General features: G+C 29.8%; 17 protein-coding genes and 1 pseudogene. 5 read left to right on the forward strand and 13 right to left on the reverse strand.

Annotated elements, in window-relative coordinates:
* Positions 1-225: 225 nt before the first annotated feature.
* Together N4A57_RS16400 and N4A57_RS16405 are read right to left on the reverse strand one after the other, a co-directional pair.
* The gene (locus N4A57_RS16400; protein ID WP_293659134.1) at positions 226-1254 is read right to left on the reverse strand and encodes a hypothetical protein; all 1029 of its coding nucleotides are present in this window, start codon (positions 1252-1254) and stop codon (positions 226-228) included.
* A gap of 319 nt (positions 1255-1573) precedes the next feature.
* Positions 1574-1741: a hypothetical protein gene (locus tag N4A57_RS16405; protein ID WP_293659135.1), complete on the reverse strand. Its 168-nt coding sequence runs from the start codon at positions 1739-1741 to the stop codon at positions 1574-1576.
* 87 nt (positions 1742-1828) lie between these two features.
* Between N4A57_RS16405 and N4A57_RS16410 the strand changes: the two genes are divergently transcribed.
* Entirely contained in the window at positions 1829-2143 is a 315-nt protein-coding gene (locus tag N4A57_RS16410) for a LysO family transporter (protein ID WP_293659136.1), read from the forward strand.
* 3 nt (positions 2144-2146) lie between these two features.
* On the forward strand, positions 2147-2740 hold the full coding sequence (locus tag N4A57_RS16415) for a lysine exporter LysO family protein (RefSeq protein ID WP_293659137.1): 594 nt from the start codon (positions 2147-2149) through the stop codon (positions 2738-2740).
* Positions 2741-2831: 91 nt separating this feature from the next.
* Here N4A57_RS16415 and glpQ read toward each other — a convergent pair whose 3' ends face one another.
* Both glpQ and N4A57_RS16425 read right to left on the reverse strand, forming a co-directional pair.
* A complete protein-coding gene (glpQ, locus tag N4A57_RS16420; protein WP_293659138.1) occupies positions 2832-3920 on the reverse strand; it encodes a glycerophosphodiester phosphodiesterase in 1089 nt (362 codons plus the stop codon).
* A gap of 799 nt (positions 3921-4719) precedes the next feature.
* Positions 4720-5598: a formate/nitrite transporter family protein gene (locus N4A57_RS16425; protein ID WP_330671540.1), complete on the reverse strand. Its 879-nt coding sequence runs from the start codon at positions 5596-5598 to the stop codon at positions 4720-4722.
* Between the two features lie 137 nt (positions 5599-5735).
* On the opposite strand from N4A57_RS16425, the gene N4A57_RS16430 reads away from it, so the two are divergent.
* On the forward strand, positions 5736-7313 hold the full coding sequence (locus N4A57_RS16430) for a glycoside hydrolase family 10 protein (protein ID WP_293659140.1): 1578 nt from the start codon (positions 5736-5738) through the stop codon (positions 7311-7313).
* A gap of 34 nt (positions 7314-7347) precedes the next feature.
* On the opposite strand, the gene N4A57_RS16435 is transcribed toward N4A57_RS16430, so the two are convergent.
* The 4 genes and pseudogenes from N4A57_RS16435 to msrB all read right to left on the reverse strand — a co-directional run.
* Complete coding sequence (locus tag N4A57_RS16435; RefSeq protein WP_293659141.1) at positions 7348-7524, reverse strand: hypothetical protein; 177 nt, start codon at positions 7522-7524, stop codon at positions 7348-7350.
* Between the two features lie 57 nt (positions 7525-7581).
* Positions 7582-8397, reverse strand: a complete 816-nt coding sequence (locus N4A57_RS16440) for a hypothetical protein (protein ID WP_293659142.1) — start codon at positions 8395-8397, stop codon at positions 7582-7584.
* A gap of 159 nt (positions 8398-8556) precedes the next feature.
* A complete protein-coding gene (yidA, locus tag N4A57_RS16445; protein ID WP_293659143.1) occupies positions 8557-9372 on the reverse strand; it encodes a sugar-phosphatase in 816 nt (271 codons plus the stop codon).
* A 93-nt stretch (positions 9373-9465) separates the two neighbouring features.
* A pseudogene (gene msrB, locus N4A57_RS16450) lies at positions 9466-9921 on the reverse strand (peptide-methionine (R)-S-oxide reductase MsrB); the annotation flags it as partial.
* Positions 9922-10321: 400 nt separating this feature from the next.
* On the opposite strand from msrB, the gene N4A57_RS16455 reads away from it, so the two are divergent.
* Positions 10322-11560, forward strand: coding sequence for a M16 family metallopeptidase (locus tag N4A57_RS16455; protein ID WP_293659144.1), 1239 nt, complete (start codon positions 10322-10324; stop codon positions 11558-11560).
* A 107-nt stretch (positions 11561-11667) separates the two neighbouring features.
* On the opposite strand, the gene N4A57_RS16460 is transcribed toward N4A57_RS16455, so the two are convergent.
* The 4 genes from N4A57_RS16460 to N4A57_RS16475 form a co-directional block, all read right to left on the reverse strand.
* Complete coding sequence (locus tag N4A57_RS16460; protein WP_293659145.1) at positions 11668-12141, reverse strand: GNAT family N-acetyltransferase; 474 nt, start codon at positions 12139-12141, stop codon at positions 11668-11670.
* A 228-nt stretch (positions 12142-12369) separates the two neighbouring features.
* The gene (locus N4A57_RS16465; RefSeq protein ID WP_293659146.1) at positions 12370-12900 is read right to left on the reverse strand and encodes a flavin reductase family protein; all 531 of its coding nucleotides are present in this window, start codon (positions 12898-12900) and stop codon (positions 12370-12372) included.
* A 220-nt stretch (positions 12901-13120) separates the two neighbouring features.
* Positions 13121-13648: a stalk domain-containing protein gene (locus N4A57_RS16470; RefSeq protein ID WP_293659147.1), complete on the reverse strand. Its 528-nt coding sequence runs from the start codon at positions 13646-13648 to the stop codon at positions 13121-13123.
* Positions 13649-13745: 97 nt separating this feature from the next.
* Entirely contained in the window at positions 13746-13937 is a 192-nt protein-coding gene (locus N4A57_RS16475) for a small, acid-soluble spore protein, H family (protein WP_293659149.1), read from the reverse strand.
* A 221-nt stretch (positions 13938-14158) separates the two neighbouring features.
* On the opposite strand from N4A57_RS16475, the gene N4A57_RS16480 reads away from it, so the two are divergent.
* Positions 14159-14962, forward strand: coding sequence for an undecaprenyl-diphosphate phosphatase (locus N4A57_RS16480; RefSeq protein ID WP_293659150.1), 804 nt, complete (start codon positions 14159-14161; stop codon positions 14960-14962).
* 42 nt (positions 14963-15004) lie between these two features.
* Here N4A57_RS16480 and N4A57_RS16485 read toward each other — a convergent pair whose 3' ends face one another.
* The gene (locus tag N4A57_RS16485) at positions 15005-16084 is read right to left on the reverse strand and encodes a YibE/F family protein (protein WP_293659151.1); all 1080 of its coding nucleotides are present in this window, start codon (positions 16082-16084) and stop codon (positions 15005-15007) included.
* Between the last annotated feature and the right edge of the window lie 54 nt (positions 16085-16138).

Here is a 16138-nt window from a genome sequence, read left to right on the forward strand (position 1 = left end):
CTATTTGCCAGAGAACTTTGATAAAAGATAGTAGTTGAAAAATATGGTATAAATTTAACAGGATAAGTATGCAGCCAATCACTGGAATAATAATCCATTATAAGAATATTATTCAATTGTATGACTGCATACTAGTTTGGATATATATGTTGTACGAAATATGAGATATAAGGATCCTGTAAACCGTAAATCAACCCTTCTATATTCAAGAGTCAAGATTAACTATCACTGAAAGCTGGAAATGTTATCTATAACTAATGTTATATTTCTCTTTTTAGCTTCATTTTTCAAATAATTCATATCAGATACCTTACATTTATCTAAGGTGATTTTTTTTAGTTTTCTTAATTTAAATATGGGACTAGAATCTTCTAATATGATTCTGTTCAAATTAATCTCATTTAAGTTTTCAAATTTCTCAACTCCATTAAAGCTCTCTAATTTAGCCATTGAAAGGTTTAATTGAACTAAGTTTTCAAGCTTATTATCCACATCTAAATCAACAAATTTCCCTCTCCAAATACTCAACTTTTTTAAGTTTGGAAAACTTTTTAGACAATTTAATTTGTCACCCTTGCTCGACACAATTTCTAATTCTTTTAAACTATTTATATTTTCTATTTCTTCTAACTTATTCAAATTCACATGTTCTATAGATAAATATTCTAACTTCTTTAATTCATTAATAGGTTTAAAACTCTTTATAACACTTCCATTTACAATATACAATTTATGTAAATTTTTCAAATGCTCTATACCATCTAAGCATCTCACAATCCATCTGTCTGATATGGATAAGTTATATATTTCTTCCACATTGTGATTTTTTATCTCCCTATATAATTTCTTATCTTTTATAAAGTTGTTTGAATACATATTATTATCTATAATAAAAAATCCAATCAACATTATAATTACAATAATTTTCTTTTGAAATTTTGACTTTATATTTTCTCCATTAATCCTTCTAATTATAACTATAGTAAATACTGTAAAAAACACTGCATAATTAGGTATATATAACCCACATTTGAAGAGTATATAATTACATATCATAATTTCTGAAAAAATGACCATATCATTTTTCATATGCTTCTTTGATAAAGTGAAATTAATTGTAAATATAAAAATCCATACAGTTGGAAGTTTTCCATCACCAAATATATCTATTAACATTAATTCTATTAACATGAATATTCCCATCATAATAGTAGCTAAAAAACTATTTTGCGATTCCCATGTTTTTATCTGCATATATCCACCCCCTTCTCATATTAAAATAATATTTCTCCAACCCTATGATTATAGATTTCGTAACACTAAGATTTTTTTATACAGTAACTTGCCTATAAGGGAAAATATATTGAAAATTTTTGGAATTGAGGAACGTCACAACATCCTATGCTACGCAAACATGACTCGTGAACCTATCTACGAAGATTCACACTTTCGCTTGTTACAAGGACTTGGGTGGAAAAGATTTTCAATATATTTTCCTGAAATAGGCGCACATAAAGTTGCTTTATAAGTACGAAATCTATAACTGTAAACTATTATATAATACCCCAAAGTCTTATTTTGTCACATTTTGCAATCTATCTATTTCTTTATATCTGTTCACATTTTCAATTTCATGGATTACTCTTATGGACATTATACCTAACTTACTTAAATCTCTCATTACTCCTAATACTTCCATAACAGTTTTATTATTAAATAGATTATAATTTTGAAAAAACATTCCCCTTTCTTTCCCTTGTAAATTCTGTAAATATATGATAATTTAAATTTGGAGATAAGGTCAAATGCTATCATAGGAGGTAAATTCATGAATAGATTATTGTTGTATTTGGCTATTTTAATCATTGGGGCATTCTTTGGTTCTAAGGGGTTAACTAAAGAAAAAGTTTTAAGTAAATTGGAATTATTTCAAAACATTTGTCTTTTATTCTTACTTTTTATTATGGGAATACGAATAGGTATTGATAAAAACGTATTAGGTTCCTTTTTCAAATTAGGCTACCAAGCCGTGGTTCTTTCTGCCTTTTCTATTTTGTTTAGTGTACTTGCAGTAAAGTCCGTTAAGAAATTTATAGAAAAAGACCCTAAACATGAGGGTACGAACATGAAAAGGGGGGCCTAATGAATGACTTTTAAAATAATTCTTTCCGTAGTAATAGGAATTGGTAGTGGCTATTTCTTTTTTGACCAATCCATACTACCTTATACATCTACCATAGTAGACATGGGATTATGTCTATTATTGTTATTTGTGGGAATAGATATAGGCAGAAATAAAAGTGCATTTAATAAAATTAAAAATATGGGATTTAAAATATTATTAGTACCTATTATGGTTATGTTAGGTACTTTAGTTGGAAGTTGTATTGGAGGTTTTTTCTTAGGACTTCCTGTAAATGAATCTAGTGCCATAGGTGCTGGATTTGGATGGTATACCCTATCATCCATATTGTTAGTGGATTATTCATCAGAATTAAGTGCATTAGCATTTATCTCTAATGTGGTAAGGGAAATAATGGCCCTTATTCTAATTCCTATAGTAGCTAAATATATGGGAGATTTGGAAGCTATAGGACCAGCAGGGGCAACGGCTATGGATACATCTTTACCTATAATATCTAATTCTACTAACTCAAAAACTTCCATAATCGCCTTTATAACAGGTGTAATAATATCATCTTGTGTTCCTATATTAGTACCTATACTTATTAATATGTAGAGTGGTTTATCCACTCTATTTTTTTATCCCATATGAAAAAATCCCTTTAAAGAAGTTTCAACTTCTTTAAAGGGATTTCTTATTTATAATCCTATTTATTCTTTGATTCTTTTAAAAATTCCACTGCTCTATCAGGGAAATCAGTAAATACACCATCTACTCCCACTTTGTTATAGAATATATCTAACATATCTTCATAACTTGTTGCATAAGATGGGATTCTTCCTTTATCTAATCTAAAAGTATATGGATGTACTTCCATTCCTAATTTATGAGCGTCTTTTACTAAATCAGTTACTATTAACTTATCTTTTGTAGATTCATTCTTAACTATCATAGGTTTCCAAGGTCCTACTCCATCTGCATATTCTGAGATTTTTTTCATTCCATCCTTTTTAAACATCCAGTCGTAGTTATAAGGAGTAGCTTTTCCATTTTTATATTCCATAGTTTCATTCCAGCTAGTTTCAGCCATTAATTGAACTAATTTTAAATTCATATTCAATTCTGGATAAAGTTCATGTCTAATTCTCTTTGTTTCATTAGGATCAAAACATTGAACATAAGCTTTGTCTTCTTTGCCAACATATCCATATTCCTTCAATATACTTAAAGTAGCTTTACTTATGTCTTTGCCTTCATGTCTATGGAACCAAGGAGCCTTTATCTCCACATAAATCCCTACATTTTTTCCAGTACTTTTATTAAGTCCTTGAATCATCTCAATTTCATCTTCAAGAGTATGTACTTTAAAGGAAGATTTCCATATAGGGAAACGTCCATCATAGTTTTGAACTTCTTTTCCATCTTTAATATTAAATCCTTCTGTAGCCTTTAGATTTTTTATTTCCTCTAATGTAAAATCTATAGCATAATATCTTCCATCTGCTCTTTTTCTATTAGGATATACTTTTGCCACATTTGTTACCCTATCAAGATAGTGATCATGTAATACTACTAACTTATCATCCTTAGTCATAACTACATCTTGTTCTATGTAATCTACTCCCATAGCATAAGCCATAGCCTTAGCTGGTAAAGTATGCTCTGGTAAATATCCACTAGCTCCCCTGTGAGCTATTACGATTTTTTCCTTTGGTGCTGCAAATGTTGCAGTTCCACTTAATAGAACTAGTACTACAATCATCATGATTATTCTACTTTTGCTTAACATGTTCATTTACAAACCTCTCCTTTGCTATTTTTTACTGTCTTTATATAGAATTATATGATTGAATACTTTATAACTTCAATATTTTATCCTTAATTTTCCTGTAGCTGGTTTTTTATGGATTATAGGAAAACCTTTTCTCAAACCAGTCATAATCCCATTTAAAAAGGCTTTTTAGCTTTTATAAAATACTTTTTTTGCCGTTAATATTTGAATATAATTTATTCTATGCCTATCTTTTTTAATAATTTGTCCTTTATTTAGGCACACTCTTGTACACCTTTTCATAAAATATAGTGAGATATATGTCAGTGGTCCTTAATTAGGATTCTTTCATAATAATCTCATGACTCCAGACCGTGTTTATGTGGAGATAAAAATTATAATCATAAGGATATTAGGCCATTACTGCACCTACCATAAAGAACTTCCTTTTTAATAAAAATGACATATATGGCCAATTGATGGAAGGCAATGGCTATATATGTCATATATACAAAGGATAAATATAGTGATATTGTAATTATTAATATTCAAAATCTTTAAAATTCCTAATAGTTCGGATAAACATGTAGGAAATATAATAGCTAGTAGAATAGCCCTCACTTGGTTACCAGAACTAATTTTAATTCTTATACCCCCATAGATAAATATATTAGTTCAGGTAAAATACTATTCTAATTTTAAATCATAATACAGATAAATCTCTCCCTTAATTTAAATAAGTTAATTTTTTAAATATTGTGCGGAAATAGATAAATATAAAAGTGACTAAGGTTTTCTTAGTCACTTTTATATTTAGGCATATTTATTTATCCTTTTTTAAATATAAGAACCAATAGATTCCACCTACAAATAGTACTCCCCCAACTATATTTCCCAATGTTACAGGAATCAGGTTATTAGTTATAAAAGTGCCCCAATTTAAGTTTCCTAGTTTTTCAGCTGATAAATGGGAAGCCTGAGCATATTCGACCTTGGCCTTTGCCAAAATGCCAACAGGTACATAATACATATTTGCCACACTATGTTCAAATCCAGAAGTTACAAATAACCATATGGGAAAGAATACAGCCAGTATCTTACCTGCTATATCTTTAGCTCCATAAGCCATCCAAACGGCTAGACAAACTATCCAGTTACACATAATACCTAAGTAAAATGCCTGTATAAATGATAAGGACACCTTATATGATGCAATCTTTATAGTAACAGCAGCTAACCCATTAGCTCCACTATGTAATTGACCTGACTCTACAATCATATATGCTATTAATACAGATCCTATAAAGTTTCCTATGTAAACAAAAAACCAGTTTCTCAACATTTGACTTACAGTAGTTTTTTTCTCAAGAACACTTAATATTATTAAATTATTCCCTGTAAATAAGTCTCCCCCTGCTATTACTACCATCATAAGACCTGTGGCAAATACGGCTCCAGCTAAAGCCTTACCTAAACCATAGGCATTAGGATTTCCAAATAAGTTAAAGGCTGCCATGTTAGACCCCTCTGCCGCAAAGGCTATGAATGCCCCTGCCACTAGGCCTACCATCAGTTGCTTAATCCATGATTTGTTAACCTTCTTTACACCTACTCCCACTGTATGTTCAGCAATTTCCATAGGAGTATTGAAATTTTTATTATCCACACCGTCACTTCCTTTCTCTTCCCATCCATCAATCATGTAGTTTTTCCTCTAGACAATCAATACAAAGCCGTTTTTTGTAGCTTCCACTTTTTAAAAGATATAAATGAACTATATACTTATTATTATGCCTAATTTATAATAGTAGTATAACTGTCGAAAAAGAGGAGATTCTGATGAAAAAAAATATTATGAAAAAATTACTTTTATCTGCTATATTATCCTTTTCTTTAGGGGTGAGTTCCACCATATCCTATGGACTGGAAAATATACCAGATGTATATCCAAAACGTGAACTTCGTTCTGCTTGGATAGCTACTGTCTATAATATAGACTGGCCGTCTCAAAAACGTCTTAGTGTTGATGTGCAAAAAAAAGAATTTGTTCAAATGATCAAAAACTTAAAGAATATGGGTATTAATGCCATAATAGTACAAATCAGACCCACTTCTGATTCCTTTTATCCATCAGAGTATGTTCCCTGGTCTGAATTTTTAACAGGAACTCAAGGAGTGGACCCAGGCTATGATCCACTTAAATTTATGGTTGAAGAAGCTCATAAAAATAATATGGAGTTTCACGCTTGGTTTAATCCCTATAGAATAAGTACAAAGAATAATTTAGATTCACTTTCACTAGATCATCCAGCAAGGAAAAATCCTGATTGGGTAATTTCTTATGGAAATAAATTATACTACGATCCTGGTAATCCAGAGGCTCGTCAATTCATAGTAAATGGTGTTTTAGAAGTAGTTAAAAATTATGATATTGACGCCGTTCAATTTGATGACTACTTTTATCCTTACAAAATAGCTGGGCAAGATTTTCCAGATGAGAAATCCTATAAGGCCTATGGTGAAGGAGTATATTTAAACAAAGATACCTGGAGACGTAATAATGTTAATACCTTTGTAAGAGAAATTTATGATGGTATAAAATCAGAAAAAAATTGGGTTAAATTTGGAATTAGCCCCTTTGGTATTTGGAGAAATGCATCTGTAGATCCAACTGGTTCAAATACTAATGGTGGACACACTAGTTATGATAGTTTATATGCCGATACAAGGTATTGGATAAATACTCATACAATAGATTACATAGCACCTCAAATATATTGGAATTTTGGCTTTACTCCTGCTCCATATGAAACCTTAGTAAATTGGTGGTCTAATGAAGTTAATAACAAAAATGTACACTTATACATAGGACAAGCTGCTTACAAGGTAAATAAGTGGCAAAACTCAGAGGAAATGGCAAACCAATCATTATATAACTTACAATTTCCCCAGGTACAAGGAAGCATGTTCTTTAGTGCAAAGCAACTTATAAAGAATCCAAAGGGTATTAGTGACACATATAAAAAACATGTATACAAATATCCTGCCCTAATTCCTACTATGCCATGGATAGATAACATTCCACCATCTGCTCCTAATTCCCTATACATTTCTAGGGAAAATTTAGGCGTATGCATCTATTGGGAATCTAAGGATTATGATGACGTTTCCTATTATGCCCTATATAGGGTCCAAGGAGATTCTTTAACTAATTTAGATATACAAAATCCAAAGAACTTAATAGGCACTGTGAGAAAAGATCCTAATTCTAACTTTCAATTTTTCATGGATAAGGAAGCTGAAAATAAAGATTATACTTATGTAATTACGGCCTTAGACAGACTTCATAATGAAAGTACTATAAGTAACATACTTACCATAAATAGGGATGAAGATGGAATTTTTACATTGGAATAAACTTAAAGAGTGACCCTTGTCACTCTTTTTCAATTTAAACTTTGTCTAAAAATTTCTTTTTCAATTCTTTTAGTTTGGCTTCATATTCTTCACTACCACTCACTTCAAAATTGTACTCCTCATAGGTCTGAGAACGGGGAGTTTTGTTTTTAGACTTATTTTCCATTATCTTTTTCATTTTTCTTAAAATTTTATTTTTAGTAGAAGCCATTAATAACCACCCCTTCTTAATATATAATATGATTCTTTTATATTGAAAGTTAAATTTTTATTCTATTCTTTCAACTTCAATACGTAAATGTAAATCTAATATACTTACTATGTTCCTAACTATTAGGTGTTCTCCATTTATAGTATTTTTTCCAGCTATTACTACAATCATATCATCTGGTGTAAATTTAGTATCTATAAGAGCATATATTCTTTTTCCACATTTTTCTTTGCATATACATACTCCATATTCTTTAAGCGTACACATTATATGGGTTAGCTTTTCTATTTCCAATTTGTTATTTTCAGCCATCTTTTTTAAGCCTTCCACATTATCATCAAAACATCTTATCTTCACATCTTTTCTAATATTTTCATATTTAGCCACTAGATTTTCATACAATATGGGAGGATAAAACTCTTGACTCTCAATATAGTTTTCCATTTCACATATTATACGATTTTGAGCCTTTACCACATTAGCTGAAATTTTATAATTATCCTTTCCCATCCTACTTATATCCCTAAATTCCTTCATATCATCTACAGTCATTTCCATCCCCTTAAATGAGAATTTTTTGATATTTATTGTGGAAAAGAATGTTATCTCCATAAATTTAATAACTATGATTAAAATTATGGCCACTGCACCCATATTAAATATTTCCCTATCCAAGGTATGGTACTTTATTAGAAAATTAGCTCTGCAAATGGGCTTATACAAATTCATTAAAAATATGATAATCCATATTAGATTGAAAAAATAATATATTCTCATAATAGTTTTTTTCCACAGGTCTGTAAAGTACATAAAATACATGGATAATACTATTATTATAAATGGGAAAAAAATTAATATATATCTTATTATCATACTATCTCCCACCTTAAAGGTTCTTTTACTATAAATTATGCACTCAGTTCATATTTTGTCCCAAACGCTCCCCTATAAAAATCCGTCTTTAATAAAAAAATGCCGTATTTAGACACATAAAAGAATAGCTTAAGGATATCTAACCTTAAGCTATTCTTTCTAATCACCCTTATTTAGGCATATGAATTTTTCTATAACATGAGCGACACCATGATTATCATTAGATAAGGTCACATAATCTGCAATTTCTTTTACTTCATCAAAAGCATTACCCATGGCAACGCCTAAACCTGCATATTTCACCATACCTAAATCATTGCCCGCATCTCCTACACATATTATCTCTTCTTCCTTTATATTCAAATTTTGGGCAATAGTCTTAACGCCAAAGGCCTTATCAACCCTTTTATCTAAGAATTCCAAGAATATGGAGTATGTCCTAACTACCGTATATTTTTCCTTTATATGTTCAGGAATTTTATCTGTTATATCATCTAATTTTTTAGGATCATCTATAAACATGACCTTTATTATGGTTTCATTTTCATCTATGTCACTTACTTCCTCTACCTTTATAGGTATTTTATTTATAGTAACTTCTATTTCCGTATATTCATTATATTTAGGTGTTGTAACCCCTTCATCAGTAAGGGCATGTATATTTACATTTAGTTCTTTACTAAGTTCATATAATTCCTTATAAGCATCTAAGTTTAAAGGAATCTTACTTATTATATCTCCACTCTTACAATTTTGTATTACTGCACCATTATAAGCAGCCACATATTCTTCATCACTTACCATATCTAATTCTTCTAAATATTTTTTTATTCCCTCTACAGGTCTTCCTGTAGCTAAGACCACCTTTACTCCCTTTTCTCTAGCTTTCTTAATAGCTTCATGATTTTCTTTAGAAATTTCCTTATTAGAGTTCAATAAGGTTCCATCCATATCTAATGCTATAAGTTTATACATAATATTTCCTCCAAATTTTATTGTATATAGATTGTATTTTAATATATTATCCTTTCTTTTACAAACTAAAATTTATAAACTTATAACACTCTTCTATTTGGAACTTTTTTCAAATAAGATCAAATACTCTTCATATCCTTCCTCTTTCATTTTATCCTTTGGAATAAATCTAAGGGATGCACTATTTATACAATACCTCATTCCACCTTTATCTAGGGGTCCATCGTTAAACACATGTCCTAAGTGGGAATCTCCATTTTTACTTCTAACTTCTATTCTATTCATATTATGACTAAAATCTGACTTTTCCTTTATATATTTCCTATCTATTGGCTTAGTAAAACTAGGCCATCCACAGCCTGAATCAAACTTGTCATTTGAAGAAAACAAGGGTTCCCCTCATACTATATCTACATACATGCCCTCTTTTTTATGGTCCCAAAACTCATTTTGAAAGGGCCTTTCCGTATTATCATCTTGAGTAACTGCATATTGGATAGGATTTAATTTTTTTCTTATTTCTTCAGCACTGGGTTTTTTATATTCCTTATTCATAAAATTATTCCTCCATCATAAATGTTTTATAATTATATATAGATTTCGTATTTATAAACTAGCTTTATGCGGGCCTATTTCAGGAAACTATTGAAAATCTTTTCCACCCAAGTCCTTGTCACAAGCGAAAGTATGAATCTTCGTAGATAGGTTCATGAGTCATGTTGGAGTAACATAGGATGTTGTGACGTTCCAGGGTTCCAAAGATTTTCAATATATTTTCCCTTATAGGCAAGTTACTGTATAAAGAAAGCCTAGTGTTGATAAATCTATATACCCTAATATGATTATTTTCTTCATATAATATATTTTTAATAATTATTTCTTCATATATATTTTTATGCTACAATACAATAGTATTACTATATAATCCTATACGGACAGGAGTTAATGTATGAAATCATATTTTGATTATAAAGAACAAGTTTTACCTAATGGACTTAATTTAATAACAGTAAAGAAAAATACTAATTTTGCATCTATACAAATAGGCTTAAAAGTAGGAGCCCTATATGAAACTCTAGAAGAAAAGGGCCTTAGTCATCTCATAGAACACATGCTATTTAAGGGGACTTATACAAGAACTAATCATAATATTAATGATGATTTAGAGGAAAGGGCAGGTTCTTATGATGCTTATACTAATTATTCATCTACTGTTTTAGGAATAACAGCCCTTCAAGATGAATTTGAAAATTCTATGGAATTACTATCCGATATGATTATACATTCTACCTTCCCTAGTGACGAATTGGAAAAGGAAAAAAAGGTAATAGTATCAGAAATCAAATCTTCCTTAGATGATGTGGAAGAATATAGTTTTAGAAAGATTAACTCCATAGCATTTAAAGACCATCCCCTTCGCTATGATGTTTTAGGAACAAAGAGAAATGTTAATGGATTTTCTAGAGAAGATATTATAAGGTTTTATAATAAATACTATGTTCCAAATAACTGTGTAGTAAGTATAGTATCACCTTATTCTCATGAAGAAGCAAAGGCTATGGTAGAAAAATATTTTGGATTATGGAAAAAAGGCAATTCCATAAAGGCTCCCCTCTTTACAGAAAAAAATAAACCTATACAAAAGATGTCTTATAAGGATAATATATCTCAAAATACACTTATATTCCTATATACATTCCACGGACTTACCCGTAGAGAAGAACTAGTTTTAGAGACTTTAAATTATAAATTGGGAGAAAGTGCAAATTCCATATTGTTCAAATGTCTTAGGGAGGATAAGGGTTTTTCCTATGATGTATATTCTGAGGTAGATTCCACTAATTCCATTAAGACTTTGTGTATCTATACTACAGCTTCTGATTCGGACATAGAAGATGCACAAAAGGTAATAGAAGAATCTATTAATGACATAAAAAATGGTACCATAGTATTTGATGAGAAGACCATAAACCATATGAAAAAATTAGTAAAAACATCCCTATTATCTTTAGTTGAAGATTGTGGTGGATTATCTCACTTTCTGTTAAGCCAAAGAATAATGGATCAATCAATTGAATCCTTTGAAGAAGAATTAAAAATATTAGATGAGATAACAAAGGAAGAATTTTTACATGTGGCAAATAAAGTATTTAATGATCCTACAATACATACTTTAATGAGTGAATAAGCTAATCTATAAGAGACTAGCTTAGGCATATTCAAAAAATAAATTAGTCATTTCACTGGTTATTTAAATTCCTCAGGGATCTGACTAGTTTATTTTTTTCATATACCTTATTTCTTATACTTAACCATTTCATAGGAACCTTGAGTTGATCCATTTTTAAATTTTTGTCTTTCAAATTGCCTTTTAATTTTAAATCCTAATTTTTTATAACAATTTATAGCATTAGAATTATTGGCCCTCACATATAGATGAACCTTCTTAAGATTTATCTCATCAAAGGCTATATTTACTAGGGTATCTACCACTATAGTTCCTATACCCCTTTTCCGATATTCCTTTTCACCTATATATATGGTAAGTTTAGCATCCTCTTTAGTTATACCTTCAAGCCAGGTAGCACCTATTATTACATCTTCATATTGAATCATATAAAATCTAGTAGCTTCCCTTATTTCAGAAAAATTTTTCCTTAAATATTTTGGTCTCAAATTAGTAAGGTATTCATATATTTCCTTTTGCTCTTCCCATTTCTTTATATATTCTAAGTACTCTTTATCATATTCTATAAGTTTTATATTCATATTCGTCTCCCCCTAATTATATAAAAATCATACTGACCCGTTCTAATCCTTTTTTCAATTTTATAGTTTCTACGATTAGATCTTTATGATTCTCTTTTATGTCTTATATTAGTTCATCTTTAATTAAAGACCTTTCTTTATAGTTTTCATGGGAGCCAAATTTATATTTTAACATATTTTTCCATTGTATTCATTTATAAAATCCAACTTATAAAAGTCGGCTCTCATCTATTCCATATGACCATACATTCCCATTATTTCTCCAAAATAAAAGGTATGTTCCACATTTTGATCATTTTTATCCTTATCATATTTTAAATTCCTAATAGATTCTTCGAGTGTACTTAAGTCCATCTCATCCTTATACACAGTACGACATTCCATATTTATGAACGCCTCATCTATAACAGTACCATTAACAAATCTTCCATCTCCAGGTGTTAGCCCTGTCTCTTTCCACTTATCAAAGTCTCTACCTGATTTACTTCCACAAAAGCCTAGGGCATCTTTGTAATCTTTAGATAAAAAATTCACTGTAAAGTCATTATTTTCTTCCATATGTTTATATGTATATCTACTACTTCTGACCATGGCTACAAATAATGGTCTATTCCAAGCATACATAATACTTCCCCAGGCAATGGTCATAGGATTAGATTTGCCATTCTTATCCTTTCCAACTAACAGGACCCTTCCTTCTTTTAATATTTGTAACATTTCTGTAGTATAATTTGGAAATTCAAAATCTTTCTTTATCATATTTAATTTCTCCTTTTTTATAAAGTCATATTTTATAGATTTTTCTACCCAAAGCTTTCCCTATATGATAATTGCCTGAAGTAGGCTCACATAAAACTTAGTGTCAGTTGATAAATCTATAATACTAGTTTTTTTCTTTCATAATGTAATTTTACTATATTTTAACATAGTTTATTACCATTTTAATAAAGTAAATAAGGGATGATTATATGATCATCCCTTATTTATCTATCACAATTCTATTTTTTTCACCATTCCAAAAAACATTTTTCTCAGCCTTTTCACATATATATCTTATTGGAATATATATTTTTCCCTTATAGACTATAGGACCATAATCTTTCCCCTTATCACATGAATTTACCTCTTCTTTATTTAAATATACTTTCATATCTAAATCCATATAAGGTTCTTTATCTTCTTTTATTTCTATAGTCTCTATAATACAACTTTCATTAGAATACAATATTTTTTTCCCCTTATAATCATAATCTAGTCCCAACCCTAGCATATGACTTATATCTTTTATAGACAAATACACCCTATCCTCATATATAATGGGATGAACTATAGTAGTATATCCATTCTTATATTCCTTTGGTATATAAAGTTTTTTTCCAAGAAATATATCTACTTGTGGTGTGATTTTCATATCTATATCCTTAGTGTTTCCTTGTCCAAGGCTCATTCCAACAAAGGAGATAATTATTGTTGTAAACAAAACTCCTATTAATAATAATTTTTTCACATTTCCACCTCCCAATGTAAATGAAATAATACTTAGAATCTTTTATCCCTTTATTTTCAATACATAATATGGGAGGTCAATGGCCTTGGTTAATAATTTATTTTAATTCTCTTCCTGTTTCCCTTAGTTCTGATGTGGGCACTTGAATTAACTCATCCGTATCTAAGACTTTTACAGTAGCTTCCCCTTGTGATGAGCTTAAATCTTCTACCCATACACTAATTCCCCTATAAAGCACTTCTAAATTTTCATCAGCATCCATAATATCCTTTACTCTTCTTTTATCCATATTAAAATCCTCCTTACTATATGTGTCTTAATTGGTATATTTATTATTTTCCCTAATATACTATTTATTATTTAATTATTTTCTACTCCTATTTTTCCAAATTACAAATGTTAAATTTTTCATATATTCATCTGAAAAACTTTGTCATATTACAAATTATCATTTATAATATATCTAGACTAATTATAATGTATCCCAGAAAAAGAAAGGATTTGTATTTTATGAGCGATGTTCTTATTTCCGTAATATTAGGTATAGTTGAAGGACTTACAGAGTTCTTACCTGTATCTTCTACAGGTCACTTAATCATAGTGAACCAATTCATAAGTTTCTCTGACGAATTTACTAAGATGTTTGATGTGGTAATTCAACTTGGAGCTATCTTATCTGTAATTGTATACTTTTGGGATAAATTATGTCCCTTTGGAAGAAAAAATATATTAGCAAGGAGAAGAATCATTAACCTATGGCAAAAGACCATAATAGGTGTAATTCCAGCTTTAATTATAGGTGCACTAGCTGCAGATTACATAGAGGAATTGTTATTTAATCCAACAACTGTTGCAATAGCCCTTATAGTTGGAGGTATAATCCTAATATTAGTTGACAGAGATAATAAAAGAGGTTCAATAAATTCTATAGATATGCTTGATTATAAAACTGCATTTATAATAGGTATAATACAATGTTTAGCAATGATACCAGGAACTTCTAGATCTGCTTCAACTATTATAGGTGCCATGTTTTTAGGTGCATCCAGAGTAGTCGCCGCTGAATTTTCATTCTTCTTAGCAATACCTACCATGGTAGCAGCTTCTGGTTATTCCTTATTAAAAGTAGGATTTAATTTAACTCCAGATGAACTAAAGATACTAGGAATTGGTTTTGGAGTATCATTTATAGTAGCTTTAATAGTTATATCAGTATTTATGAATTACATAAAGAGAAAGAGCTTCAAAGTCTTTGGATATTATAGAATTGTATTAGGTGCATTAGTACTAGGATATTTTGCTTATTTTAAGTAAACAAAAACCCTTAACCACATGGTTAAGGGTTTTTTTATTAAATTACTTTTCCTTGCATATTAAGAAACTTGCTACAAAGGCTGTTATAGGAATAGTCATAATCAATCCTATACTTCCCGATAAGGCCCTAATTATCTCTACTACTATCAATTCCAAATCTAATATATTTATAATCCTATTTCCATGGGCCATTAATAATAATAACAGGGGTATATTACTTCCCACATAAGCTAATATTAAAGTATTACTCATGGTCCCCATAATATCCTTTCCCACATTCATCCCTGCTAAAAATAATTTTCCATGGCTAGTTTCTTTATTTGCCTTATATACTTCTTCTATAGATGAGGCAATAGACATTCCCACATCCATGATAGCCCCTAGTGCACCCATTATTATGCCCGAAAATAAAATATATTTAAAATTAAATTCCACATCTTGAGGTATGAACATGAGCATAGATGCAGACTCACTACTCATACCTGTCACATGGCCTTTATTTCCCATTATTATTGCTATTACTCCACCTATTATTATTCCTACTATAGTTCCAATAATTGCTGATATACTTTTATAGTTCATTCCCCCCACCATAAACATGGTTATTATAGTTATAAAACTACATATGATGACAGTAATACATATGGGATTATAACCCCTTAACATGGCTGGTAACAATACTTTAAATATGGCCCATATACTAAGTGCCAGACTTATAGCAGATTTTATTCCCTTTTTCTTTCCTATTATAAGTAATAAAAATGTGAAAATTGCACTTATATAATATACATATTCCCTTCTACCATAATTAGATATGTACGTGTTAACTACCTTACCCCTTTTATCTATGGATAAAATAACCCTATCACCCTTTTTGACTTTTCCTATTAAAGTGGTCTCTTCTCCTATCACATGATTTACTTTCACAATTTTATTTTCATATTTTCCATGGAGTATTTTTAATTGTACCCTCTGAATTTTCTCTCCCTTTTCTTCTTTAGGATCATTAGCCCTTATGACTAATGCCCTTACTTCAGAGTACTCATCCTCATTTCCCACTTGTCCATAACTTGTGTTACATAATAAAGTAATAAAAATTATTACTACTAGGATTTTTTTCATATAGTTCTCACCCTTTCATTAATAATAATTATTATTTTCTTTCTAATCTTATTC

Origin of the sequence: Anaeromicrobium sp. (genome assembly GCF_025210435.1) — a bacterium.
Classification (GTDB): Bacteria; Bacillota; Clostridia; order Peptostreptococcales; family Thermotaleaceae; genus Anaeromicrobium.